This window comes from Rhodohalobacter sp. 8-1 (genome assembly GCF_038150125.1).
In the GTDB taxonomy this organism is placed as follows: Bacteria; Bacteroidota; Rhodothermia; order Balneolales; family Balneolaceae; genus SW132.
Genome location: NZ_JBBVMF010000015.1, coordinates 99,109 through 123,976 on the forward strand (window position 1 = coordinate 99,109; position 24,868 = coordinate 123,976).

Consider the following 24,868-nt stretch of genomic DNA (forward strand, 5'->3'; position numbering starts at 1 on the left):
GTAATTAAAAAATGTAAATAGAGTTTAGAAATTGACTTTCAGCTGAAGATACTGCGAGGGAGCCATACTTGTAGTTGCCTGAACCTGGTTTTGTTTCAGTTTAAATGTGAAAAAACTGTCAAAAGCAGATAGAACATGGTTTGCTATTAATATAAGCCGGAAGTTTTTTGATGTCCGAAAATCGTTATTGAAATCATCGGCCAGTGATGCTCCGCGGAAGAACATGTTGCTTGCATACGTTCCGTCTCTAGAGATAAGAAACGGGCTGGTACTGTTTGCCTCGTGAAAGCTATAATAATCCTGCCATCCCGACTGGAACTGGTAGTATTTTGAAATAAGCTCGTAATACTGCTGGGAACCATATGCCGGCAGGATATGCGAAAAATTACTATTGGACAGGTTATCCGGCGTCACAAACCGGCTTTGCCTTTCCACAGCCCTCAGGATATCAAGGTCAATATTATTCCAGTCGGTGTCTGTATCAAATGCCGGCTCAACTCCATCCACCATCGTTCGTAGATTTTCAAGGGCAGAATTATCGAGTCCGTTTACGTCGTGATAGTCTACCAGCCATTTTGCATACTGCGTAACGCTCCAGTTTTGATCGGCGTATGTCTCGTAGCGACGCTTGCCGCGATCGCCCCGGTTATCAAATTCTACGACCATGTAAATGGCCGCCACTTCAAGAGCCGCGTACAGGCCGCCGCGGATCCAGTTCTTATTTACGAACTGACCGCTTCCCGGAATCAATCCTGATGAAAGCAGGGCAAGGCCTGGTTTTTCTGTAAAAAGCTTCTGAATGCTGTTATCATACGCCGGGCTGGTTTGATCCCGCATCAAAACCGGCCGGATAAAATCAGATTCAGAGATAGAAGCGGCCGGCTGCTGTTCTGCTTGTTGATGCGGCTCAAGGTTCGATATCAGCGGCTGAGAAAAAATCAGGGCAGGCAGCCAGAGTGATATAAAAATGGTTGCAGCGATTAGTTTCATAAAAGATCAAAATCGAACGTTAAACCGAAATAGAGCAAAAATTCACGGCCATAAGACACCGTGCTATCTCCGGAGCCGGTAATGAAGTCATCAGGGAAACGAATATCAAAGCGATTTAGTCCATAGGTGCCGTTAATAAAAAACTTCATGGGAAACAGGTAGTAGCTATTAAAGGCAAACCGAAGTTCAGTACCAATGCCGGACTTTAGCCCGTTGCCAATGTCAAGCGGGCCGCCCCAGCCATTTCCCGTTTCGACGTAAAAATGTGCAAATACTTTGTCTATCGTGTACGGCCCTACCTGTTTGTTGATCGATTGGAACAGGGGGGTCAGGTATGAGGCACGAAGAAACGCTGTGCGCTGTCCTCCAACGGCAAAAAATGGATAGGATCGCAAGCCGGTTAGCCCGCCGATGTAATCAAGATAGAAGTAGTCGTCTGGCTTATTGAGGTACGAAAATGCACGTGTGGTAATCATAGCCGCATCATCCCCGCGCAATGAAAAACCCTGGCGATATTTCAGCTCAAGCGAGTGGTTCGAAATCTTATCGTAGACAGGCGAAAGTATACCGTCATTCACTTCAAATTCGTTAAGCAGGCGACTCGGCTGGAAGCGGTAGGTAAACTGACCTTTAATTCCGATTGGGGTGATATCCATATTTCTGGACGGCTCAATCAGTTCGGCGATATAAGAGGCCGAGAAGGTGTTCCCTTTAAAATAGTCCGACGTGCTTCCGGGAACAAACTGCTGCAATTCTTCCGATAAAAACCCATCGGTTGACACGCTGTATGGAGAGTAGTTGGCGCCAAGTTCCAGCAGGCTCCAGCGGTTCAGCTTACTTCGTAAAAAGAGATTAGCTTCCCAGATTGAGTATCGAATGTCTACATTTTTAGTAACGGGAAGGCATGAGGTGCACGGAAATTCTTCGATCGAGAGTCCGTCTCGAACATTTCGCTTCAGGTTGTAAAGCTCAATGCTGACCGTGGGCGACCAGCTGGTTTCGATAAACGGAATGCCGCGATGCTCAAAAATAAGAAAGATATCTCTGTCGAGGTCGTTGAGTCGCCCGGGAGAAATAAAGTCGCCAACGCCATCGGCCGGGGTCGAGCCAAATCCAAAAAGAGCACCGCCAAAGAGGCTGATCTTTTCAGTGACATCGCGAGATGAGAAGTAGGCGCCAAGCTTCATATCCCGCCAGAGATTTTCACCAAGTGAGCCGAACTGGCCAGAGGTAAGCAGATCGGCATTGCCACCGTTTAATTTAGAATAATTATCAAACCTGACCACAGGAAAGATGTTAAGGCTGGTGATGGTTTCCGAATAGGGACTCCAGGTACGGCTGTCCGGTTCAAACTCAGTGTCAATGTCAAATTCGACAGGTTCGGTTTGGTTTGATGATGGCTCAAAAGGAAGTGATCCAATATCTGTATCACTGCGGCGATTTAACACCTGGAGGCGCTCCATCATGTTGTCGGCAGTACCTTCTGTGAACAGGGGAGCCGATTCTGGGGCGGTAAGAGCGACGACCTCGGGCTCATCCGGCAGAGTCATTTTTGAAATCTTATATCCATCGTTGATATAATGAGAAAAATAGAGCTGATCCCCTTTAACAGCAGGCATAAATGCACCGCCTATGACCGAGGTAATTTTTTCAGTCACATTTGAACCCAGATCAGTCCGGTAAATATTGAATATTCCTTCATCATCAGAAGAGAAATAGAGAAAATTGCCCTGGGGATCGATCGATGGATCTCTGTAATCAACGTATTTACTTTCAAAAAGCGCCGTGAGTTCACGAGAGTCTATGCTGTATGAATAGAGGTTACGATTTCCATCAAGAGCCGAGGCGATATAGATTGTGGTGCCATCAGGGTGCCAGACCGGTGTAAAGACAGTTTCACCGGAATCAAAATTCGTCAGTAGTTCGGTTGTTCCATCATCAAGGTTGACAAGCACGAGATTCTGAGTACCGTCTGTCTGTTGAACTGCTGCAGCCTGCCGGCTTGATGGATGCCATGCCGGATCCTGTATTCGGGCGCTTTGCGTGATCTGCCGCTTATTTTCGGTTTCGAGATCAAACAGATAGAGATCCTGGTAGGTTTCCCCAACCCTGTTCTTCTCAGACCGGCTGTAAACGAGCTCTTTGCTGTCGGATGAAAAAGAGAACTTGTTGCTGATAAAATCAAGAGAGAGGTTTGCGCCGAAACCGTGTGCCATTCGATAGGATTGATCGGAATCCATATCCTGTAGTCCGCCCACATTATCAATCGACACGCTGCCGGAGTCGGTTTGGACAACAAGTGCCGTTGTTCCATAATCTCTATTCCAGTTGGTGAGATAACCAAAGGTGGTGGAATCCGGAGCGAACGTTGGGTAAAAATTGAAGTATCCGTTAGGCACAACATGCTCAACCTCTTCGTAGCTTAGACCGGCGGTTTGAAGCCGGTAATGCTCTTTTCGTTCTTCAATCCAGTCAGCAAACAGGGCCGTACCGGGTATACCTGTAGCGGCTTCTATAACTTTCGAAAAATCTGTTTTACCACTGTCAGCCGCTGCATGAGAAATGTCGGCAATCACCTGTTCACCGAACCGGTCGGCAAGGTAGATTACGAATCCAAATCCCTGGTTGTAGTTGGTCTCCCGCTCAATGCTCGTTTTTGATGAGAAAATCCCCATATCCGTAAAGGAGAGATAGGTGTCGTTTAGGATGCGCGATCGCAAAAGCATATCACGGTGCGAATCCCAGTAATCGTAAGACAAGCCCGCCCGCTGATATTGGGCCGTTCCCTCCGCATACCACGCCGGGATGGCAACCGACGCAAAAGGCATTGTTATGATGCCGTTGGGAAATCCATACAGCACGTCCGGACGGCGAACACCTTCGTATGATAGCCATTGCAAATAAATAGCCGGCACAGTCTTCGTACGCGTCATAGACGCCTGGAGCTGCACAATGTGCGTATACTCGTGGGTGATAACATTTCTCAGCCAGTTATGCGTGCCGCGAAGGGGAGTATCGAGCGCGGGAAGCCAAATTTCAATTTTATCATCAAAGAAAAAAGCGGCACCATTGGAATAGTCTTCGCGATCTCGCAGCACAATACTGATCTTACCGTCAGGCTCGTAGTTGTAGAGTGAGGTGATGGGTTCGTAAATCTCTTCGGAGATTCTGGATACAACCTGGCCGCTGCGTTCACTTCCTTTCTGGTAATGAATCTCAAAATGCTCGCTTTCGATAGTGAACCATGGGAGATGGTTATGCGGATAATCATAAAACTGCGGACTGGTTTGAGCCAGGGCACCGGCCGCAGGAATCAGCCACAATAGCGAAAGAGAGATAGCGGCATGGTATGTTAGTCGTCTGAAAGTCACTTATCGGGCCACCGCTATTTTTACAAGTTTGCGTTCAGTGTCACCGTTAACCGTTGCTTCAATCACGGCGAGATAGCCGCCGCTTCCCCAGCCTGATGTATCGATTCGGATTTCTTCGGGTGAGCCGCCGCGTGACGGATGAGTTTGGTTGTAAATCAAACGGCCGCTCGTTGTGGTGATCCGGATCTGAACATCACCCGGCTCTGATGTTTGAAATCGTACATATGTTTCGTCTGATGCAGGATTGGGCCAGTTGTACGTTTCCTGTTTGTTCAAAACCGTAAAGGCAGGTTCCTGAACATCCGAATCTAAAAGCCGGCCCGTCAGATTGTTAGTTCCGCCGTTTCCGTACCGCGATTCCCACTGCGTGTTTTGAGCGTTGGGAAACCGCCAAACCCTGAAATCACCGGCAGGACTCACCGCCGTTAAATACTCGTCATTCATGGCTGGGTGAATGAACTCTACTGATGTATCAGGGTATCCGCCAACAAGCAGTGGAAATCCTTCGATGGGGTCGCCGTCTGAGTTGTAAGCATATAGATTCAACGATTCTGAGGCTTGAGCTGCGATGATGAAATCCGGTTCGCCATTACTGTCGATATCCGAAATAAGTGGTGTTCCTCTGAAAATAGCATCCTCAGGCGCCTGGATTGGAAAGCCTGAGAGAACAGCACCATTAAGATTTTTGGCTACAATCTCGTTTCTTTCCCGATCAACAAAAATAAAATCAATATTGCCTGATGCATTCAGATCAACAAGTGCGGGCCATTCAAGATGTTCTGAGCTATGAAGTACTCGTTGTTGCATGTCACTACCCGATTCAGTATCGATCAATATGATATCGTTCTCAATCAACAGGTACGTTTTATAGGTGCCGTCCTGGTTTTCAATCAATCCAATATGCTTTTTGCTGTATGGACTGTTTGGCAGTAACATATTTCCGTTTAAAGATCCTGATGGAGTCGTGATTGAAATCTCACCGTCATTTGATAAAAAAGATTCATACCCCTGAATTTGGGCAGTGCGGAATCCGGGTGCGGAGTAAAAATCAGGCTCAATCGTTTTTGAGGCTATTGTGGCTCTGGTATCTGTTCCATCAAATTGCACAAAATTTGGGACTGGACTGCTCACGAATCCTTGATTAGGTTCAATTGCAAATTCCCAAAAGGATGAGAAACCTCGTCTATTACGCTCAATAAATTTAACGACAAATTCCTGGCTGCTTGATGCGGGATTTGGGGCCAAGGCAAAAATATTATAATTGGATGTTACCAATGGTTGCTGTGGGGAATAGTTTTCCGTAAACCCAAGGATATCGCCCTGCGAAAATCTATATAGAAGACCGTTTCTTGACGGAATAACAGACTCAGATTCCCTATCCCCGGTGAGGGCTACAATAGATAGTGGATAGCTGTTCCAGTATGGATCATTTGCAGGTGTTGAAAATCCTAAACTTCCCAAGCGGGTAGTTTCAATAACTTCATAGAGATTCTCACCGGTATTGAAAGGCTGTATGTTGACGTTTGCTAAAGGCAGATTATCAGAAAAATCAAACAGCTCAAAAGGAGACTCGGCCCCTGAATTACTGTCATTGTCTGGAGTTGTATCCGGCCCGAACCGGTTTTCATAAAGCGTGATAGTCTGCGTAGATGTAATGACCGACGCATCGTTGCCGCTCCACCAAAAATCGAAGGCTGACCCGTTTACTTCGTTTTCAAAAAAACCGATGGCAGTCGGCCGTCCAATATCCTGGGCACCGTCGGCCTCCATCAAATTCACACCCTTTGCATCCGGATCGTCATTTATCCCGCGGTTGGCGGAGAGGCGCTGCTGAATGATGCCCTCATCAATGTGCCAGATTAGCATCCCGCCGTTCAGAATTCTTTCATCATTTCCATCCGTTTCCTCCAGCACTTCGGCTGGTCCACCGGGCAGCGCGAAGTCGTAATTCGATACATCAACAACGACGCCCGGAATGAGTTCTTCTGAAAAGTCTGATAGCTGAAACACAAATGTGGTGTCGGTATTGGTGTATGTTCGTGTCTCCCGGCTGCCATTGGGACGCTGAAAGGTCAGGGTGGTTCCTGTACCGTTTCCATCGGCTTCGCGGTGTCTGTTTTCAATCAAAAAGTACTCCTGGCTCGATAGAGATACCTTTGCAATACTATTCGGCTGGCGCAGGGATGAAGCGGGCAGTGTGATGGCTCCGTCATGGTTGTAGTCGATTTCAACCGGATCTGCCCATCCCATATGTTTTTTTTCCCAGGCTGAGAGTTCAGGCGGAAACAGTCCGTTGTAGGCAAATATGCCGGCGCCATCCATCAGGCCAAACCTCCCGATGCCTGATTCTCCTGTTTCAGTATTGAAAAGGTCGGGCAGACCTATGTGGCTGCCGATCTGTGCGGTAACCATTCCGTTTATGGAGAGCTGCAAAATAACTTCAGAGCCGGTCACATCCTCACCTGCGCGTGTAAGCGTCCGGGGAAGAATAAGCGTGTTGTCTACCAGTAAATTTCCGTTATCGATGGGGAACCCGCTGAATGATGGGTCGTCAAACAGGCGGCCAAATGCATCTCTGCTGATGTAAACCGAGGGAATGTCCTGCGGTGTTTTATCGAGAATGGTTCCTGTAAGTTCGATATCCCGTCCCACGCCCGCATGAAAAAGCACAAACGCTATTTGATCACCCGGATTCAGGCCCAATTCGAGATTACCCGATTCAGCAACATTTTCCCAGGCATCACGTGCGAGATCGGCAAGAGGCTCAGAGCCGGGGTCTTCGCCAATCGGAGAGTAAGTTTCCATACGCTGCGGGAGGCGGTACACATCATCAAGAAGCTGATAGCTGATATTCAATGCACCATCAGACATCCTGGAAAAGTAGTTTTTTGCAAACTCAAGGTGAGCTTCGAAATATGGTTTATCGTGGGGAAGGGGATCGATCGTTACAGATTCATTTTGCAGGTAGGGAATGCTGTCGTCCGAAAAAGTTCCGTCGCCGGAGGTAAACCGCGTTGTATCGGGCTGAAACTCAACCCTCACCGCAACAATATGGAGTGTCCCATCCGAAAGGGTACTGTTAGAAACAGAATTAACCTTGGAAGCCACAGAATATGGAGATAGAGATACTTGAGAATAGAGGTGATCGGGCCCAAGAAATAAAAAAATAAGCAGCACAATTCCTCGAGACGTGCTGCTTACTAAAGTTGATAAAGCCATAAAACGTTGCTAAAAAAATGAGCGATTATTCAAACGTAAGCAACAGGCTTAATCGAATAGTGTTTGCAAGCGGGTGATCTTCCTCTATAGTGTAAATGTAGCTAAAGTCAACGCCAACGATGTTATAGCGCAGTCCGGCACCAAAGGTGAGGAATCGGCGGTTTCCATTATTTTCATGCTCATGGTAGTAGCCGGTTCTCAGCGCAAACTGATTGTTATACCAGTACTCGAGCCCTGTTCCAAACATAAGCTGATCGAGCAGGCTAAGCGTAACCACTTCAGTTCCGTTATCGCGCTCGAAAGAGCCCCAGGAGTTGAAAAGGGCTTCAAAAGAACTCATCGCTTCAAATGTATCTCCGCCTTCACCATCACCGCTTGTCTGCTCATTACGCGCCATAATTTTGGACACGTCATTAGCGATTGTCAGCGTATTGTAGCCGCGTGAGTCAAGCTCAGTTGTAAATGCCCATCCTGCACGCAATACAGTTGGGAGGGGGTCTTTCTGGGCGTTATCGGTGTATTGAATGCTCGGACCAATATTTGAGAGATTGAATCCCGCGTTTACGTTCGCATTTCGTGAACCGATCTGAAATGGATTGGACTTATAGAGTGCCGCAAGATCGACCCCAACACTGGCTCCGGGATTGATTTTCTGGCCGCCCACATCACCTTCAGCCAGCGAGCTGTAGATAAATCGAAAGCCCGTACCGAGAGCGAAATTTTCATTTATCTCAAAACCGTAAGACAGGCCGCCGGCAAGTTCAAAACTATTAAAGCGGCCAAGTTCTACATTATCAGAACTTGTACGCACCTGCTCACCAAGATTCAGAAACGTGATGTGACCACCAATGGTACCAATTCCTTCTACGTAGTACGTTCCTACAGCATAATCATAGAAAAGGTCTGCGTTAAAGGCAGGCAGCCAGTTGGCGTGTGTAATACTGATTTGGTTCTGGCTCTGGTAGGCAAGCCCGGCAGGGTTCCAAAACATAGCAGACGCATTATCGGCGATGGCTACACCTGTATTTCCCATTCCGGCTCCGCGGGAGTCAGGTTCAATCTGCAGAAAAGGTACAGCTGTAATGCCAACTTGTGCGTTAGATGTAAAGAATGCACCTGTCATTAAAAACAGTGCAGTAAGAGATAAAGCTATTTTTCGCATAATAAATCTAGAGTTTTATAAAATATAACGGAAATATTCCTTACTTAATGTGTTGTTATCGGATTATGACAAGTTTTTCGATTTTTTCCTCTGTTTGCTTTCCTTCTGGGGTATCTGTTCCAACCCTAAGCACATAAATATAAGTACCATTAGCCAGGCGATCATAATCCCGGTCAAGACCATTCCATTCAATGTTAGCATAAGAATTCGAGGTTATTTGTGATTCTTGCAGGTGCGTGACCGGCATTCCGCTGAGTGTATAAATACGGATACTTATATCAAGCTGATTGCCGGGTTGATTGTGTTCGAATATAAACCGCGTGTTGCGGCTCATGGGATTTGGATAGTTATACACATTCCGGATTTTCAGCTCATCACTGTCGGCAACTTCGAAGTGGATAGTCGCCTCCTCCGGATTGTTGTAAACGTCCCATGCCCGAACGGTTAGCGTGTAACTCCCCTGCGGCAGTTCGTCGAGGGGATACTCGATACGTCCTTTCCGAAAATCATCAAGATTGCTCTGATAAAATTCGTTTAAAACGACGGTTTTACGAGGATTTGTATCGATTGTAGCTATGATCTCATGTCCTACTCCTGTTCCTGTTGTGTTGATTCCTGCTTCATCTTCGAGGTCTACGATGAGCGTCGATGAGCTGCCCACCAAGTTTCCGTTAACAAAATTTCTGTCGTTTAGATAGGCATCGAGTGTCGGCCCGTCTGAATCTGCAGGCGCGTCTTCGTTGATACCATTAAAAATGACGTTACTTACAGAGCCGGCACCATCTGTACCGTTTGTGGATGTGTACGCGAGTACCCTGCCATTGTCAGGCGTGAAGGAGATGTCACGCGGGATAATGAATTCCGTGTTGAACCGGCCGTTTTCTACCGATACCCGTCCATTGAACAGAATGTCGTTTTCAACAGTATACTTACAGTCGCCGGTGTAGCACCGTCCTTCCTGTACCCAATCTCTGTCTGGAAGACTTACTACCCGCTCCGAATCAAATACGGTTATAGTGGTTTGGCCGCTAAAACCGGGCAGATAATTACCCTGGCTGTCTGTAACTTGTCCTGCTAAACTCATAGTGTCAAGTGCACGAATCTGAAGTGTACTGTCCGGAAATTGTTGAAGATCAACGTCGTTAATCCGGGTGATTTCTGTCCTCTGTTCAGGAAGCCCGATGCGCATGGCCGGATCGCCCAGCAGAATAAATTTTCGTGCGTTAAAGCCGGATCCCTGGCTTGTATTCTTTGTGTTTTTGTAGATGTTGCCTAAGCGAAGCGGCAGGCCGTTTTCGTCGCGCTCGAGCATCTTTCGCGTAAGCTGAATATTTAACCCGAAATTATTACTTCCCGCCGTAGAACTTGTGTAAACAACCCGGGTTGTGGTCAGGGCTGATACTATACCGCCCTCTGCCCATAAAAGTGTTTGTTCTGCCCCGGACCGTGCGCTGGTGTCATCAAACCGGCCGAACTGGCATGTGGCAGTCACAAAGATTGAGAGTCGGTCTCTATTTTTTAACCTCGAAATCATCTCCGTGGTAAAAAGCTGCTCATCGGCAAGAACAAACTGTCCGCCGTGTCCCGAATAATTGATAATAAGCGAGCCCTCGTTAAAGGAACGAATCATATCATTGCTGGCACCGGGTACCCTGCGGCCGGCTGCCGATGTTTCTACAGGGTAGGAGAGCATGTGAATCTTATTAATTTTAGTGGCTGATTCTACCACGTCAATGACCTGGGCCGTGCCGTCTGCATTCAACAGATGAAGGTCACGATTGGTCTGCACATCGGGAAAGTCATCATCCGAAACAAATGTAAATCGTGTTTTCCAGTCGCCGGTTGTTTCCGGGCTCTCGTACGTTCTTATCTTATTCATCAACACCCGGGCTTCGGCAAGGGTTGAAACAGGAAATCGCCCGACCCCGATATCCAGCCGTTCGTTGCTTCTGTTTGGCAGCCATTCTCCTTCAGTATCATCAAGAAAGCCGTAATAATCGTCGCTTCCATAGCTGTTTATCCTGTGCAGGGATTCGTCACTCTGAAATGTAAATACATGATTCACAAGTGATCCACCAACAATATTCTTGTAGTCGTAGGTTGCATCTCCAAAAAGCAGCAAATTCTGAAGCGGCTCCTGGCCCGATTCCATGGATAGGTCATAAAGAAATTTGATGTAATCCCGGATAGCGGTCACATCCGGTGTGGCTCCCGAAAATTCATTAAATATTTGCTCCTGAGTGACAACGGCAACCTCATATCCATCTTTTTCCCTGCGGTAGTCGGCCCACTCGCTGGCAAGATCGGTATAAAATTCGGAGGTGACGATTACGTAATCCGGGTTGATGGATATTCCCCGTAAATTTTGGTTTGGAATACGCTCACCGGGTTCCGGTGTAAAATACGATGCCTGCGCTATGAATCGGTTATCTTCGGTATGATTGTAGGAAAAACTGATCTCCGCAGCAGTTCCTGATACATCAAGTAACTCGGGCTGAAGCGGGTCCGACACCTCCATAACCAGCGGCTGGGCCGTGAAGCCGCGAAGTTCATATGTAGCAACCTGTCCAGTGACATTACCCGGTGAGTAAACGTAGAGATAATCGTTGTCGGTGATAAGCTGCCGGTCGTACGAGAGCCTGATCCAGTCGATCATTCCTTCGCTGGTCGGATCTGATGCATTGAGCTGCCCGGTAAGCTGAATTTGCTCTGAATCCTGAACCGTTGCTGCTGCCCTCAAGGTTCGAGACCGTCCAGAAATGCCCTCTTCAGATCTGTAATTATTAATGGGTAACACGCTCGAAGATCCTAAATTCTCATTGCCATAGGAAAAGCTCATACCCATCGACTGCGTGCTGCGGCCAATAAATCGAATGTCGATATCCATCGTCCGGCCGGAAATCAGTCCCGGAATCGTGTCATCAAAAATTGTGCGTTGCCGCTGGCCTGCTGAGTTACTCAGCCGCATCCCGTACCATTCCAGCCCTGAACGGATCGTAGGTTCGGATTTGGCAAGTTCTTCTTCAATCCATCTAAAGTCTCTAAACTCGGTGATTACAGGCCCGGTTCCGGTCACATCAGTTGTTTCCTGACGAAGTGATTCCTCCGAACCGTCAATCCTTAGGAACACGTAATTATTTTCACTGTACCGATGGAGTTGATGTGAAAATGAGTTGGACTCTGTATCTCTGAATTCCTGGTGAGGAGAATCGGCATAGAAAATTACCCGGTCCGACTCATCAAAACTGCCGTCTGCTTCTCCTTCCACAAGAATGGGAATCTGAGCTAGCTGAGGGCGTTCAGCAGCATTGAGTCTGGGCAGTTCACCCCCGGGGGTTGTCCAGATCTGAATATTTTCGGGATTAAGCTGTTCAACTGTTATGCCCAGTTCTATTAAATAATCAGAGCCAAGAGCGTAAATTCCTTTTTCAGAAACGGGAATTTTATACCATTCCCCATCAGAAAGAGGAGTGGAGGTATCTTGTGCCAATTGCATTTGTGAAACGATAGGCCGCTGATTTGTACGCGGTGTCTTGTAAATCCTGAATCGGGCGTTTTTGACTACAATCATCTCTTCAGGATTACTTTCGCTATACCTAACAGCATGGAACAGAAGGTTGGCTTTTTGTTGCCCTCTGTAGATTCCGGCGTTTGTTACCTCAAAAAGTGGTGTTTGGTCGGGTGAGAGAGAAAACGATTGAATCAAAGATTGAGAATCACTGCTGAATCGTTTTGTTACCAAGTGTTGTGTGATGACCTCATAGGATTCTGACAGGCTGCCATCAATCAAAAAATCGTGGGCGTGTACGGCTTTGAGGCTGTCATTCGAGAACGTATACTCGGTATAACGGTCTGTTTCTGCCGCTTTACGAAGCTGCTGAGCATCCGCACCGCTATAAAGAACAAGCGATACCAGGAGTAAGATTGTTTGAATTGATGCTATACGCATTACAATAAACCGTTAAGTCTTTTAATCAGATGTTGTAAAAACAGTATCTATTTTATTCGACTAGAAATACGATTTGTTGTTAGGAAGGGGAGATGTCTTGATGCGAAAAAAAATGATAGAATAAGCTGAATCATGATTCTTTAATTAGTTGTAAGAGTCCTGTGATCGTAGCTTTATTCTATATAGAGTTGGTTTGTTTAAATTTAACACATGAATAATACACCCATGAAATTTGAAAATCAATTCCTTAACCCATTTTTTGAAGGTCCGGTCCGCTATCGGCATGAAAGTTAATTACTTAGCGACATAAAAAAAACGGTACAGCTTTTGAGCCGTACCGCCCTTAAAATCTGGGAGAAAAAAGAATCTGATTTTAAACAGATTCAATGACCATTGCCGAGGCACCACCGCCACCATTACAGATACCGGCCGCACCAAGGCTGACATCTTTTTGCTTCATAGCGTGTAGCAGCGTTACAAGTATTCGTGCGCCTGAACAGCCAATCGGGTGACCGATACTCACAGCTCCTCCATTAACATTCACGATGTCGGGATTCAGCTCAAGTATTTGGTTATTAATAAGCGAAACAACAGAAAACGCTTCATTGATTTCAAACAGCTCGATGTCGCTCTTTTTTACCCCGGCACGTTCGAACGCAATTGGCAGGGCATCAGCCGGAGCCGTGGTAAACCATTCGGGGGCTTTTGCTGCGCTGGCATGGCTGCGAATGCGAGCCAGGGGTTTGAGCCCGAGACTTTTTGCTTTCTCTTCGCTCATCAGTACAAGCGCGGCTGCACCATCATTAATACTGCTGGCATTTGCGGCGGTGACTGTTCCTTCTTTATCAAAAACAGGGCGAAGAGAAGGTATTTTGTCGAAGTTGACTTTGTCGAGCTCTTCGTCTGAATTCACTTTGGTGATATCGCCTTTTCGGCCTTTCACCTTCATTTCAATAATCTCATCATCAAACCGGCCGTTGTTTGTGGCGTCGATGGCCCGCTGATACGACATCACCGCAAATTCATCTTGCTCTTCACGGCTGATGTTGCATTCACTGGCACAGAGTTCAGCAGCATTTCCCATGTGGTAGTCGTTATACACATCCCAAAGGCCGTCTTTAATGATGCCGTCAAGAGTTGTAGCATGACCCAGTTTTGAGCCGAACCGATGTTTTTCGAGATAGTAGGGCACATTACTCATGCTTTCCATCCCGCCAGCTACCATTATGTCTGATTGGCCAAGGGCAATCTGGTCAGCCGCAATCATAATGGCCTTCATCCCAGATGCACAAACTTTATTGACGGTTGTGGAGGGAGTCTTGTCAGAAAGGCCTGCTTTGATGGCGGCCTGGCGAGCTGGTGCCTGTCCGATTCCTGCTGTCAATACATTTCCCATAACTACTTCCTGAACATCATCAGGTTTAATTCCGGCCTCTTTGATGGCTTGAAGGATGGCGGCTGCTCCAAGTTCGGGAGCTGAAAACGACGACAGGCTGCCTCCGAATGACCCAATGGGTGTACGCTTGGCTGATACAATGACTACATTTTTCATAAAGTGCTTTGGAAATTAATTTAAAGATTGTTTTAAATCGTCGATTAAGTCATCGGCGTCTTCAATACCAACTGATAGACGAATCAGGGAATCAAACAGGCCGGCTTTCTCGCGAACCTCTTTCGGGATGGAGCCGTGCGTCATACTGGCCGGATGACTAACGAGTGATTCAACACCGCCGAGACTTTCAGCAAGTGTAAACACCTTTGTTTTGCTCATCAGGGAATTCGCTGCTTCGATAGAGTCATCTTTCAGGCTAAACGAGACCATGGCGCCAAAATCTTTCATCTGCTTTGCTGCAAGCTTGTGCTGTGGGTGTGATTCCAGACCTGGGTAATGAACATGGGCTACGTCGGGGCAGTTGACCAGCCAATCGGCGACTTTCTTTGCATTATCAATCGATCGCTGAACACGTACTGATAAGGTTTTGATCCCACGAAGAACAAGATAGCAGTCCATCGGGCCGGGAACAGCTCCGGTGGTTTTGATCTGAAAGCGTAATCCTTCTGCAACGTCTTCGTTGGATGTTGCAACGGCTCCGCCAATGGTATCGGAATGTCCGCCCAGGTATTTAGTTGTGGAGTGGATCGCAATATCGGCACCCAAATCAAGTGGCTGCTGCAGGTACGGGGAGGCAAAGGTGTTATCCACGGCCGTTAAAATATTATGCTTTTTCGCCATTGAAGCCAGTGTTTCAATATCGGCAACGCGCAGCAGCGGGTTGGTGGGTGTTTCGATCCAGATCAGTTTGGTTTGATCGGTGATAGCCTCTTTAACTTTGCTGTTGTCGGTCATATCAACAAACGAAAATGTGATGCCGACAGGCTCAAACATTTTAGTAAAAAGCCGGTACGTTCCGCCATAAAGATCGTTACTTGAAATAACGTGGTCGCCTGGCGATAAGGTTCTGATAATGGCATCAATTGCAGCAACTCCGCTGGAAAAGCAGATACCATGATCTGCATTTTCAAGCCCGGCAATCATTTTTTCGAGAGCTGTGCGGGTTGGATTCCCAACACGTGCATAATCGTAGCCCTGATGATCATTAGGCGCTTTTTGTGCGTAAGTTGAGGTTTGAAATATCGGTGGCATTACTGCACCTGTAGTCGCTTCAGGTGCCTGGCCGGCGTGAATTGTCTTAGTATTGAACTTCATATCATACTTTTTTTAGAAATTGATTTGTTGCTCCAACAATTCTGCTTCGCTTTCCATGCCTAGTTCGGTATAAACTTCTATCAGGCTGTATGCGTAGGCAGCTCGATCCGAATTTGCTTCATAAAGCGATTGCCAGTACGGAATTGATTCTCTCAGATAAAACTCTTCCTGCTCAGTCAGTCTTGCGCTGGCGGTATCGGTTACATGTGGCTGCAGCTCATTAAGCATATCGGCAGCACTTACGTAAAATGCGGCGATACGTTGCTGACGCTCTTCAGACGACGGTAAGGTTTCATCAATATCTCTGTAAATACTGCCGATTTCGTTTAACTGCGAAAGCAACTCATCAATCTCCTGATCAGCGTACGTTTCAAATCCGGGATTTTGTGTTTCATCATAAATGCGATGCCTCATTTGGTAGAACCGCTCTGTCGCAAGGGCCTCACGATACTGAACCCTGTTGGGATAAACGTCGGTTAGCTCTTCCAGTAAAGCGATTGCGTCTGTGTGCATGTCGCCCAGGATATAGCTGTTTACAAGGCCCTGCTGGTAGATCTCTGATTCCGGGTTATTTGCAGAAAGAGTCTCATAAATTTTGACTGACTGCTCAATTTGGCCTGCCTCAAGATAGAGGTATGCAAGCTTTTCGCAGGTTTCGGGAGGGCGTGTAAAGCCTTTGTCTTCAATGGCTTCCAAAGTATTAATGGCTTCAGATAAATTGCCGTGCCTGTAGTACGTCGTAGCCATCAGGTTGTAGGTAACAATGCTGTCCGGTATGATGGTGACGGCATTCTTGAAATGAGCAATAACCCGGTCAAAATACTGATCAAATGAGTCGGTTCCATCCTGCTGCAAAAGTCTGACGCCTGCACTTTGTTCGTGCATCCAGGCTGAATTTAAAATACTATCGGTCTTTGATTGGTACCTGTCCGTCGAGAAGGTAATCTCGTCTGTTGTCGTTCTCAAATTTGAATAAACAGACTCTCGATTTTCAGGCTGATAATTTTCGACAGCAATTTTTTGAAGTATCTCAGCTTTCAGAATCCTGAGCTGCTGGTCATCAGGGGAATCTTCTATTTGAAGGTTAACAGTTCTTAGTGCATTGTTGTAGTTGCCCGACTCGTAAAGGTCTAACGCAGTCTTTGAGGACGTCTTAAACGTTGAGCATGACAGAGCAAAAAAAATCCCGAAGGTAAGCAACAAGCTTACCATTCGGGTTGATAGGTGATACATAAGTTTTATTTAAATGATTGTTTTACATTCCCGCTTTTTCCATCGCTTCACGGGCTTCTTCTTCCATGCCAAGCGTGGTATACACCTGGAATAGAGATTCCCAGTACTCCGGAACATCGGGATTAATTTCTGCAGCCCGCTCGTAATACTGCCGGGCCTGCTGAAGGGCTTCCCTGGCCTGATCATCGAGTTCCTGGACCATTTCGTTATCGTCAACTATGCTGTTTCGTTGTTCAAAAAGATTGGCAGCTTTATTTTGATAGATTATTCCTAAAATATTATAGGCATCATCATCTTCAGGGAGCAGTTCAACAACTTTCTCCATGTTATTAACGGCGATTTCAGTTAATTGAGAGGACTCATTCTGGAGTTCATCAATTTGATTTCTGACATCTCTAAGTTCTTCTTCCGCTTCTTCACGCTCATCACCTGATAGCGACCGTATTTCACGCTCCAAATCAAAGGCCTGATTGTACAACTCGGCTACTTGACTATTTATTGCACTAACATTTTGGTAGATCTGGGTACCAAGAACGCGATAATATTGCGGGTTGTCCGGATCTGTTTCTATCAGGCTTTCGATGATAGAGATAGCTTCATCTACATCACCTCGCTGAATATAAACGTCGGCCAGGAACTGAACAAACTGGGTGTTTTCGGGATAATCTTCACGGGCCCGCTGCGTCATATCAAACGCTTTATCGTATTGCTCCTGATTGAGATAGAGGCTGATCAAAAATTCGTAATCATCCTGTTCAGGCACGTCCATGCGCTCCATAGCCATCTCGTAGGTTTCAATTGCCTGGGGAGTATCACCCTGGTTAAACTGAGTTGATGCGAGAACAATGTAGCTCAAGGCGCTATCGGGTTGAATCGTTGTTGCACTTTCAAGATGGCCGATAGCATATCGCACAGGTTCATTAACCGTGGCTCGTACGCTGTCGTCGGTAAGATATCCAATTGCTGCGTTATGCTCTTCGGCCCAGAAACTGGTAATGTAGTCGTTGATTTCCTCATACTCACCCGGTCGCTCCTCAGCTCTGTTCATCCACTCTCTTGAGTTCATGAAAGCTTCCCTTGAGTTTTCGTAGAGTGGGACACGTTCCCAGGAAGGATCTGTATCCTGTGCTTCAAAACCATAAGCAACGGCTCTGTAGAAGTAGGCAAGACTGTTGCTGGAGTCAGCTTCGAGGGCTTCGTCAGCAGCTTCATACACAGTTTCATAGTTCCCAAGAAAAAGATTTGTTTCCATTTCAGATACAAGAGGGTCGGTTGTTTCACAACCCCATAAAAAACCAATGAGAAGTAAAGGAAACAGTAATATGTTTATACGTTTCATTATAATATTTGATGTCGGTTAATAGATTTTTTGAATACTAAAAAGTAATCATAACTAAGCCTTATCGCAATCTGCATCAAGACAATAAAAATTTCGATCTGTTCTGTTACACTTCCTATATTTAGGCTTATCAATAAAAATTGTTTCAAAGAAAAGGTTACCCATGAATCATAGTATAGTTCAAACAAATAAAGCACCGGCAGCAATTGGCCCTTACAGCCAGGCCGTGATACACAATAATATCGTGTATTGTTCAGGTCAGATAGCACTCGATGCCGAAACAATGGAGATTATCGACGGCGGTATTGAAGAGCAGGCACGGCGCGTAATGAAGAATCTGAATGAAGTACTGCTTGCCGCAGGAACTAATTTTGGCAAAGTACTAAAGTGCTCAATCTTTTTAGATGATATGGATGATTTTGCGACCGTAAACACGGTGTATGGCGAGTATTTTAAAGAAAATCCACCCGCACGTGAAACGGTTGCTGTTCAGACACTGCCAAAAAATGTGTTGGTTGAAATCAGCTGTGTCGCCTACATCTGATTTATTACTCATACATTCTTTAACGCGTTAATGTGAGGTTGTACGACCGGTCCGATTGATTGCCGGTTCGGTCGTAAATACTCACATCTACACGGTTCTCACCGTTGTTAAAACTGAATTTTGGGTTATAAAAAATCAAAAGGTCTTTGTCTTTATCATACTCGATGATTCCTTTAGTGCCGTTTACTTCAATAGTGGAGCGTTGATAGTCTATTCCTGAATCGCGATCCACAGCTGGTACATGCACAACGTAGATGCCGGTTGGGTCCGCCGTAATCTTAGCTTTTCCAACCCATGGAGCCGTTCGGTCTCGCCTGATGCGAAGCTCGGCAAATTCATTTAACTCCGCCTTCAAAACACCGTGTTTAACCGTTGAATTCAGATAGGTGTACCGGTTCCTGTACTCATCATACGAATAAAGGCCGATCGACGGATCATCAGCGATTTCATCAGGTAGAAGCATGGTAAACTGCATCGTTTCGTTCACCGGCAGCCGGTTTGGCTGAAACCGTATACTGGGCAGATTTTCACTGCTTCCGTATTCCATGCTGATAGAGAGAGTATCGTAAAGGCTTTTTGAGGGAATGGTAACCCATGAGTTGTAACCGGAGCTGTGTAAAACATTTTTTTTACCCGGATCAATAGTTGATATGGTTACAGGGGAGTAGTCAGTATCGGAAAATATATAGGCATAATCCCGGGGTGATGGTGACGGCCCCCGGGATACAGGATTATTGTCCAGAATTTTATAGGTGGGTGCCACTCGTGCATGTGCCGGCGAGGAATTGGGTACTGAAGACCTGCCATTTGAATCTCGCAGCGGATAAGCCGGAACGCTTGTAACCTGTTCGCGCGACCCGTTCCCCTCACTGATTAAAGTAAATGTAGCCGTTCGCCTGTTACCATAATAATCGATAGCCGTTATCGTCACATTCTGCTCGCCGGGACTTAATCCTAATAAACCCCTGTTGCTCAATTGTTTGTAGATAGGTAGCTGATTTCCGTTTACATTATAAAGCCGCTGATAGCCACGCCGGGTCTCTGCCAGGATTGGGTATGAACGATCCAGAAACATCATGGAGGCTTCGGTAAAATCGAAATTATTAGCCTGCGAATGAAACAGCGTATCTCCATCGGCCACCATCATGAGTTCGTAAACAGCATAGTAGTTGGGCGTGCGGTTGGCCCTGTCGTGAACATTGATTGATATACCTACAGGCGAATCGGTGCGAAGCGTTCCGAAATTAAGGACGGTTCCATTTTCACCAATAGGCTGGGCAATCTCGTAGTCAGAAAACTGCAGTGTTTCGGGATGCAGTGATTCAACGGCTATAGAATTGATAACAGGAGGGATGTCATCATCAATTGATAAATTTGTAAGAAGCGGGTTGAATGGTTCGAAGTCAGGTGTTCTCAATTCAAAATGAAGGTGAGGCGGCCCTACGCCGGTTGAGCCAGAGTATCCGATCAACTCTCCCTTTTTGAACGTAAATTTCTTTTGGGGTACAAAATGATCCATTTCAAAGCTGAAGTCTTTGAGACGAATGGAATCAGCATAAGCTTGTAAGTTCGGATGAAATCGCTGAAGGTGAGCATAAACCGAATATGATTCATCGGGATGTTTCAGGTAAAGAACTTTTCCATAGCCGCTGGGGCCGATGCCGATTCTATACAGTTCTGCATCGCGTGTTGCGTAAACTTCGTAGCCTTCGCGGCCCCAGGTGCGAATATCGAGTCCGGAGTGAAGGTGCGCCGATCGAGTTTCGGCAAACGTAGATGATAGATACTTGCTTGCATCTGTTGGCCAGGCGTACGACACGGAATCACTTAAAAAAGAAAGATCTTGTGTGTAGAGCTTGGTTGCACTGCCAAAGTGAAGGCCGATGAAAGCCAGGAAAAAAATGATCAGCTTACGATGTAACATCAATCTTTACTGTTGAAAGGTTATCTCCAAGAACAGCAATGACGCTGTCACCCGCATTAACGGGAGATACCCCTTTTGGAGTACCTGTAAAAATCAAATCGCCAGGCGTAAGTGTAAACTGGTGGGATAAGTAGGAGATAATATCACCCGGCTTAAAAATCATCAGGGAGGTGTTGTCTTTCTGGCGGGTCTCACCATTTACCCGAAGTGAAATCATCAGGTTATTTAAATCAGTAATTTTTGACAATGGAACCAGATTCCCAACAGGGGCAAATGTGTCGAATCCCTTGGAAAGCGTCCAGGGACGCCCATCTTTTTTGGCTTCACTTTGCAGGTCTCTTGCCGTAAAATCGATTCCAATTCCAAACGCGTGAATCGATGAAAGGGCAGCTTCAGGTGAGCAATTTTTTGTTGTTTTACCAACCAGTAACACCAGCTCAGCCTCGTGATGAACATCTGTTGATTGTGGCGGAATATGTACCGAACCGCCGGAGTGAACAATACTGCTCCGGGGTTTTAAAAAAACGACAGGGTTGGTCGTCTGAACGCTTTTCATCTCTTTGATATGATCGGCGTAGTTTCGTCCGATACAGTAGACGGAGCCGTAGGATAAATTCGGGAAATCGGGTATTTTAAAATCCATAATGGTAAACATAAAAAAAGCCGCACTCAGAAGCGCAGCTTTTTTAAATTGTTAAATAAGGAATCGGGTGTTATGCCGGTTCAACGGATACAAATTTTCTGCCGTTACCTTTTCTTCGGAAATTAACTTTTCCATCAGCGAGCGCAAAGAGAGTATCGTCTCCGCCGCGTCCAACATTAATGCCGGGATGAAATTTTGTACCGCGCTGACGCACGATAATGTTACCGGCTCTCACAACTTCGCCGCCATATTTCTTAACGCCAAGTCGTTTCGATTCTGAATCTCGTCCGTTTCTTGTAGAACCTTGTCCTTTCTTATGTGCCATGGGTGTTCTCCGGTTTTATGAAATTTTCTCAATTTTTAGCTGAGTGATATGCTGACGGTGACCGTTCTTCACTCGATAGCCTTTTCGTCGTTTCTTTTTGAAAACGATAACTTTATCACTTTTAAGATTTTCGACAACAGTTGCTGTAACAGAAGACCCTTCAACTGTAGGTGCTCCAATTTTTACATTCCCTTCGGAGTCTTTAATGAGAAGAACATCTTCAAGAGTGATGCTTTCATCATCGGTTGCAAGCCTGTTAACAAAGATCGTCTGATCTTCCTCGACCTTATATTGATGGCCACCGATTTTTACAATAGCGTACATAACTAAAATCCTTTATATTGCATTTTTTGATAGACGAGAAAGATAGCGTTTTTTAAATTAATTCAAAAACAGTTAAACAACCTTTTTGTTGGTTGCAAATTTTAAACAGTGTAATCATTAGAATAATGAGTAAAGAACTGCCAGACCTTCACAGACAAGCTTTTAAATTTAAAAATTCAAAGAAGTTTCAGCATGATGGCGGCCGTGCATGGATCAAAGATTCTCAGCTTTATGAGGCGCGAAAAGGAGCTAATGGTAAATTGCAGACTAAAGATGATAAGTCGGCTAATGAATCTCCTGATCCAGCTGACACTCAGGATCCATCAGATAAAGTAAAACCTATCTGACCGAAGGTAAGTCTGAAGTCCGGCTTGTAAACCATACCATGCCGGACAGTTTATCCGTAATGAATTTAACTGGCCAGCCGTGCAGGAACCGCCCTGTGAATCCCGGTTTTGTTAACGTGCCCGATGTATTTTCCGATGATACGAACTTCTTCAAATACATCTGGAGTGACAATGATGTCATTATACTCTTCATTTGCCGGCTCAAGCCGAAGGCCGTCTTTACCGTGGTAGATACGTTTCAGGCTGGTCTCGCCATTATATAGAACAGCGCCAATATCTCCGTCTTTCACGTCGCTGTCCATAAGCAGAACAAAGTCACCATCATAAATTCCTGCATTCTTCATGCTCATGCCCGATACCCGAAGAGCAAACAGGCTGTCGATATTTGGAAAGAGAGTTTCAAGTGTGATTTCACCCAGGTCGGACTCAACAGCTTCCTGCAGATACCCGGCGGCAATTAAGCCGCGAACCGGAATGCCGCTACCTTTTTTCTCACCGATCAGCTCTCCAAATTCAGGATGAATATCATATTCGTCATCCTCACCTTTTACAAGATATCCCTTTTTCAGCAGGGCCTGGATGTTTTGAGTTACGCTGTTGGGAGATTTATAGTTAAATTCATCAGATATTTCACGGTAGGTGGGCCATACATCGTGCTCATTTTTATAATCTGTGATGTAGTCGAAAAATTCTTTCTGCTTGCGGGTTAATTGTGCGTGATCCATGGATTCATTGGTTTATGTATGATATATGTGCAATAAACGAATAAGAATCAATAAATACAACGCCTGGACTAACTTTATGACATCACGTCTTTCTTTTCTTCTTTTGGTAGGTTCTATTTTTGTAATTATATCCTGCGGCGATGAACCGCTCGTGTATACCAATGATGTCTTTCTGCATGAGTTTCCGGAAGTTGCTGATGCAATTGTTGAACGCGATAGCGATGCGCTACTTAGATTTTCGAATCACAAAGAATCTGAAGTGAGGAGTTTGAGCTGGCGGGCCCTGGCCAAATCCGAGGTTGAGAACCCAGATTCGCTCATAGACACCATCATCCGGCGCAATGAGCATGCAACCTGGCTTGCGATCAGCAATCACACACTTTCAGAAGACGGATTGCAGCGTGTCAGGGAGATTTTTTCCGAAAAGCCAACTGATTTTCAATACGCATGTGAAGTGTTTAAGCGCCAGGGGGCAGAAGCTGAACTTGACCTTATTCTGAGTCTGCTGCCTGAGCTTCAGGGAAATTATCTTTGTTCAGCGGCAGCCGGGCGAATTCTGACCCGGGAAGAGTATCCGGACAATATGATTAATCAGGTCATTACCGCAGCGTTTGATGCTGAGCAGTCCATTGTACGCCGGAATTTGCTGTATGGATTTTACCGAAATCCGCTGAACCGGCCAGCTCAGGGAGACGATCTCTGGAAGAAATTAAGGGGAAACTGGCTTACGCTGGGATTAGGGACTGAGCCGGCGACAGATCAATATATGATCGGTATTTTGGGGACAGAAGGTGCGGATCTTTTTCTTAACGAGATGTTAACCCTTAAATCTATCCGCGATCAGCAGCTTATTATTGAGTTTATCCGGGCGATGGACATGACGGCGATAGAGTCCGAACCCTATCAAGCCGTCATATCGGATCTGTTGTCTCACTATAATCCTACCGTTGTGACGGAGATGCTCGAGCGGCTTAAAACGAAGGAACCTTTGAGTGATCCGCTACTTGAGTATATTTATAGTCATCATGTTCAGCGTACGCGAAATCCAGTCATTTTTGTGACGGCCGCTGAACTCGTATTGGCGAATGGCAAAGACATCAACCCAATACATAGAAAATTGGCATTTATCGAAGATCAAAATCCCTATCTGACGAATCGCATATTGGGTATCTACCGGCAAACTGATTCAGAAGAAGCATTTTTAACCAGGTTTGAGGATTATTTGGAAGAGGGTGGCATTCGCGGACTTCTTGCAGTGCAGGCTCTTACGACCTATTGGATTGAGTTGGAAGATGAGTCGCAAACCGGACAGGTGCGGTTGATGGTGCAAGAAGCTGCCGAAGCAGGAAACAGAAGTGTTGTATCCGGTTTGGCTACATTATTGACAGATGAAGCATTGGTGAGGGACGATGATTTTGACTGGCTGCTGACGAGGTATGAAGAGTCTGTTACGGCAGATAACCGGGTGAATATAATTGCGTTTGGCGAGGCTCTTGAAACACGGTTTCCAGACCGGTTTGAGGAGTTTAAAGAACCGGCGGACCCGGCTTTCAGAATGCCCGATTGGAGCCGCCTGCATGCGATGGGAACACGTCCGTACTGGCATCTGCAAACAGAAAAAGGGGAGATCGTTATACGGCTTGATCCTTTATCAGCGCCGTTTACCGTATCGTCGGTTGACAGTTTGACAAGAGCAGGTGATTATGATAATGTAGCATTCCACAGAGTGGTACATAATTTCGTTATTCAGGGAGGTGATGTAGGACGGGGCGATGGATTTGGCGGCCCGGGATATAGAATTCCAACGGAGCCGTCACTGAAATCATTTGAGCGCGGAGCTGTAGGGATCGCCAGTTCGGGAATGGATACGGAAGGGAGTCAGTATTTTGTGATGCACCAGTGGGCCCCGCATCTCGATGCCAACTATACGCTGTTTGGTGAAGTTGTGCGCGGCATGGACGTTGTCGATAGAATTCAGGTGGGAGACCTGGTCACAAACGCATCAATCATTATTAACTAAAACCCATTCTTAATTTTATTTGGGTGTGTGGTATTTTAAATGGGTT

Annotated in this window: 17 protein-coding genes; 3 read left to right on the top strand and 14 right to left on the bottom strand. The window is 46.0% G+C overall.

The features are described 5' to 3' along the window. Positions 1-24: 24 nt before the first annotated feature. The 9 genes from AABW11_RS14325 to AABW11_RS14365 form a co-directional block, all read right to left on the bottom strand. Positions 25-990 (bottom strand): hypothetical protein, encoded by a 966-nt coding sequence (locus AABW11_RS14325; protein WP_340105808.1) that lies wholly within the window; start codon positions 988-990, stop codon positions 25-27. Beyond that, entirely contained in the window at positions 987-4,361 is a 3,375-nt protein-coding gene (locus AABW11_RS14330; protein ID WP_340105809.1) for a hypothetical protein, read from the bottom strand. Before AABW11_RS14330 ends, AABW11_RS14325 begins: the two co-directional genes overlap by 4 nt. Next, positions 4,362-7,580, bottom strand: a complete 3,219-nt coding sequence (locus AABW11_RS14335; RefSeq protein WP_340105810.1) for a T9SS-dependent M6-like inactivated metalloprotease — start codon at positions 7,578-7,580, stop codon at positions 4,362-4,364. Between the two features lie 25 nt (positions 7,581-7,605). Further along, the gene (porV, locus tag AABW11_RS14340; protein ID WP_340105811.1) at positions 7,606-8,742 is read right to left on the bottom strand and encodes a type IX secretion system outer membrane channel protein PorV; all 1,137 of its coding nucleotides are present in this window, start codon (positions 8,740-8,742) and stop codon (positions 7,606-7,608) included. A 55-nt stretch (positions 8,743-8,797) separates the two neighbouring features. After that, on the bottom strand, positions 8,798-12,691 hold the full coding sequence (porU, locus tag AABW11_RS14345; RefSeq protein ID WP_340105812.1) for a type IX secretion system sortase PorU: 3,894 nt from the start codon (positions 12,689-12,691) through the stop codon (positions 8,798-8,800). 373 nt (positions 12,692-13,064) lie between these two features. Then, positions 13,065-14,243 carry an acetyl-CoA C-acyltransferase gene (locus AABW11_RS14350; RefSeq protein ID WP_340105813.1) on the bottom strand — a complete coding sequence of 393 codons (1,179 nt, stop codon included), beginning with the start codon at positions 14,241-14,243 and terminating at the stop codon, positions 13,065-13,067. A gap of 15 nt (positions 14,244-14,258) precedes the next feature. Then, positions 14,259-15,398, bottom strand: a complete 1,140-nt coding sequence (locus AABW11_RS14355; protein ID WP_340105814.1) for a cystathionine gamma-synthase — start codon at positions 15,396-15,398, stop codon at positions 14,259-14,261. 12 nt (positions 15,399-15,410) lie between these two features. Next, the gene (locus AABW11_RS14360) at positions 15,411-16,631 is read right to left on the bottom strand and encodes a tetratricopeptide repeat protein (protein WP_340105815.1); all 1,221 of its coding nucleotides are present in this window, start codon (positions 16,629-16,631) and stop codon (positions 15,411-15,413) included. Positions 16,632-16,653: 22 nt separating this feature from the next. Beyond that, a complete protein-coding gene (locus AABW11_RS14365) occupies positions 16,654-17,970 on the bottom strand; it encodes a tetratricopeptide repeat protein (RefSeq protein WP_340105816.1) in 1,317 nt (438 codons plus the stop codon). 163 nt (positions 17,971-18,133) lie between these two features. On the opposite strand from AABW11_RS14365, the gene AABW11_RS14370 reads away from it, so the two are divergent. Next, a complete protein-coding gene (locus AABW11_RS14370) occupies positions 18,134-18,514 on the top strand; it encodes a RidA family protein (protein ID WP_340105817.1) in 381 nt (126 codons plus the stop codon). 19 nt (positions 18,515-18,533) lie between these two features. Here AABW11_RS14370 and AABW11_RS14375 read toward each other — a convergent pair whose 3' ends face one another. The 4 genes from AABW11_RS14375 to rplU form a co-directional block, all read right to left on the bottom strand. Then, the gene (locus AABW11_RS14375; RefSeq protein WP_340105818.1) at positions 18,534-20,438 is read right to left on the bottom strand and encodes a M23 family metallopeptidase; all 1,905 of its coding nucleotides are present in this window, start codon (positions 20,436-20,438) and stop codon (positions 18,534-18,536) included. Beyond that, entirely contained in the window at positions 20,425-21,081 is a 657-nt protein-coding gene (locus tag AABW11_RS14380; RefSeq protein ID WP_340105819.1) for a fumarylacetoacetate hydrolase family protein, read from the bottom strand. The genes AABW11_RS14375 and AABW11_RS14380 overlap by 14 nt, the downstream gene beginning before the upstream one ends. A 70-nt stretch (positions 21,082-21,151) precedes the next feature. After that, entirely contained in the window at positions 21,152-21,406 is a 255-nt protein-coding gene (gene rpmA, locus AABW11_RS14385; protein ID WP_340105820.1) for a 50S ribosomal protein L27, read from the bottom strand. Positions 21,407-21,421: 15 nt separating this feature from the next. Beyond that, positions 21,422-21,730 (bottom strand): 50S ribosomal protein L21, encoded by a 309-nt coding sequence (gene rplU / locus AABW11_RS14390; RefSeq protein ID WP_340105821.1) that lies wholly within the window; start codon positions 21,728-21,730, stop codon positions 21,422-21,424. A gap of 125 nt (positions 21,731-21,855) precedes the next feature. Between rplU and AABW11_RS14395 the strand changes: the two genes are divergently transcribed. Further along, the gene (locus tag AABW11_RS14395) at positions 21,856-22,077 is read left to right on the top strand and encodes a hypothetical protein (protein ID WP_340105822.1); all 222 of its coding nucleotides are present in this window, start codon (positions 21,856-21,858) and stop codon (positions 22,075-22,077) included. Positions 22,078-22,142: 65 nt separating this feature from the next. Here the strand turns inward: AABW11_RS14395 and AABW11_RS14400 are convergent, their stop codons facing one another. Beyond that, positions 22,143-22,802 carry a LexA family protein gene (locus AABW11_RS14400; RefSeq protein WP_340105823.1) on the bottom strand — a complete coding sequence of 220 codons (660 nt, stop codon included), beginning with the start codon at positions 22,800-22,802 and terminating at the stop codon, positions 22,143-22,145. 76 nt (positions 22,803-22,878) lie between these two features. Between AABW11_RS14400 and AABW11_RS14405 the strand changes: the two genes are divergently transcribed. Beyond that, positions 22,879-24,822, top strand: coding sequence for a peptidylprolyl isomerase (locus AABW11_RS14405; RefSeq protein ID WP_340105824.1), 1,944 nt, complete (start codon positions 22,879-22,881; stop codon positions 24,820-24,822). Positions 24,823-24,868 lie beyond the last annotated feature (46 nt).